The organism is Ilumatobacter sp., from assembly GCF_049588435.1.
In the GTDB taxonomy this organism is placed as follows: Bacteria; Actinomycetota; Acidimicrobiia; order Acidimicrobiales; family Ilumatobacteraceae; genus Ilumatobacter_A.
The window spans coordinates 1-1,870 of sequence record NZ_JBAVYV010000379.1 but is presented as its reverse complement, the minus strand read 5'-3'; the positions used below and the strand labels follow the sequence as shown (position 1 = coordinate 1,870).

At 65.8% G+C, this 1,870-nt stretch carries 3 protein-coding genes; all 3 read left to right on the top strand.

Annotation, left to right across the window (positions count from 1 at the left end; translation table 11 throughout):
- On the top strand, positions 1 to 616 hold a 616-nt coding region (locus WBV89_RS14710; protein WP_423982106.1), incomplete at its 5' end, for a DUF1638 domain-containing protein.
- On the top strand, positions 613 to 1,062 hold the full coding sequence (locus WBV89_RS14705; protein WP_423982105.1) for a virulence factor: 450 nt from the start codon (positions 613 to 615) through the stop codon (positions 1,060 to 1,062). The genes WBV89_RS14710 and WBV89_RS14705, both read left to right, overlap by 4 nt.
- Positions 1,059 to 1,870 (top strand): dihydropteroate synthase (locus WBV89_RS14700; RefSeq protein ID WP_423982104.1); only part of this gene is annotated, 812 nt, incomplete at its 3' end. The genes WBV89_RS14705 and WBV89_RS14700, both read left to right, overlap by 4 nt.

The following is a 1,870-nucleotide window of genomic DNA, read 5'->3' as shown; positions in this document are numbered from 1 at the left end:
GATGAACGGTCTCGACGGTGTGACCATCGAGTGCCTCCCCGCCTCGCTGCACAATCGGCCCAAGGAGATCCCCGAACTGGTGCGCGCCCATATCCGTCGCGCCCGCGACACCGAGGCCGGAACGGCCACTCACTTCGAGCCCGGCATCGACCCGGTCGACGATCCGTCGCTGTTGGGCGAGCAGGCCGCGAAGTACGACTCGATCTTCGTCGCGTATGCCGACTGCGGAACCGGCGGTCTGCTCCAGAAGGTCTGCGCCGAGGAAGGCGTCGAGATGCTCGACGGCGCCCACTGCTACCAGTTCTTCGCGACCGCGCCCCGTTTCGCCGAGATCCAGGACTCCGAGATCGGGTCGTTCTACCTCACCGACTTCCTGGTGCGGCACTTCGACCGGATGGTCTGGCAGGGACTCGGTCTCGATCGCCACCCGGAACTGCTCCCGATGTACTTCGGCAACTACACGCGGGTGGTGTACCTCGCCCAGACCGACGACCCGTCGCTGCTCGCGGCCGCCGAGGTCGCGGCCGAACGACTCGGGTTGACGATGGTCCTCGAGCGCACAGGTTACGGAGAATTGGAACCTGCGATGGTGCAGTTGAAGCGAGGAACACGATGACCGACGAAACATCCGAAACGACCGACGACGATGTCCAGGGAGCGATGCGCGAGCGGCGCAGCTCCGGACGATCGAGCCGTCGCCGGCGCGGTGGCACACCGACCATCGTCACGATCTCGTGGCGCGACATCCCCGCCCAACTGACCGCTCGCGCGGGCGACGACCAGCACAAGGTCCTCCTGCACGCCAGATTCCAGCACGCGATCGACCGAGCAGCCGCCGTCGCCGGACTCACGACGACCCACGAGTACGTCCAGGAGTGGCGGAGTACCGCCAGTCCACTGAACGATGGAGATGTGGCGGCCCAACTCGACCAACGCTGCGCCGAGATCGAGGGCGAGTACCCACGCGACCGACTCGAGCGGCTCGTCGCCAACGGCGGCCTCGACCCAGACACCCCCGACAGCACCAACGTCGGCAACGACGGAGAAAGCGACACGACATGACCGACACGATCATCAGCTCTGCAACCAAGGAAGTGGTCATCGGATTCGACCGGCCATTCGTGATGATCGGCGAACGGATCAACCCGACGGGCCGCAAGCTCCTCGCGGCCGAGATGAAGGACGGCAACTTCGACCGGGTCACCGCCGACGCGATCGCCCAGGTCGCCGGAGGAGCGCAGATGCTCGACGTCAACGCCGGCATCCCGCTCGCGGACGAGCCCGCGCTCCTCGCACAGGCGATCCAACTGGTGCAGGCCGTCACCGACGTCCCGCTGTCGATCGATTCGTCGATCATCGAAGCGCTCGAAGCCGGATGCGCGGTGTACCAGGGCAAGCCGCTGATCAACTCGGTCACCGGCGAGGACGAACAGATGGAACGAGTCCTGCCGCTCGTCAAGAAGTACGGGGCTGCGGTCGTCGCGATCTCGAACGACGAGACCGGGATCTCGGAGGATCCCGACGTGCGGTTCGAGGTCGCCCGCAAGATCGTCAACCGTGCCGCCGATTACGGGATTCCGTCGTCCGACGTCGTGGTCGACCCGTTGGTGATGCCGATCGGCGCCGTCGGCCAGGCCGGACAACAGGTCTTCCGACTGCTCCGTCGTCTGCAGTCCGAGCTGAAGGTGAACACCACCTGCGGCGCATCGAACGTGAGCTTCGGTCTGCCCGAGCGGAACTGGATCACCGGCACGTTCCTCGCGATGGCGATCAGCACTGGCATGACGTCGGCGATCATGAACCCGCTCCACGACGAGGTGAAGAAGATCGTGAAGGCCGCCGACGTGCTCGCCGGTCACGACCAGGACTG

Excerpts from the sequence above, each read along its gene's own strand:
- WBV89_RS14705 (WP_423982105.1), top strand. The coding sequence starts at position 613 with ATGACCGACGAAACATCCGAAACGACCGACGACGATGTCCAGGGAGCG.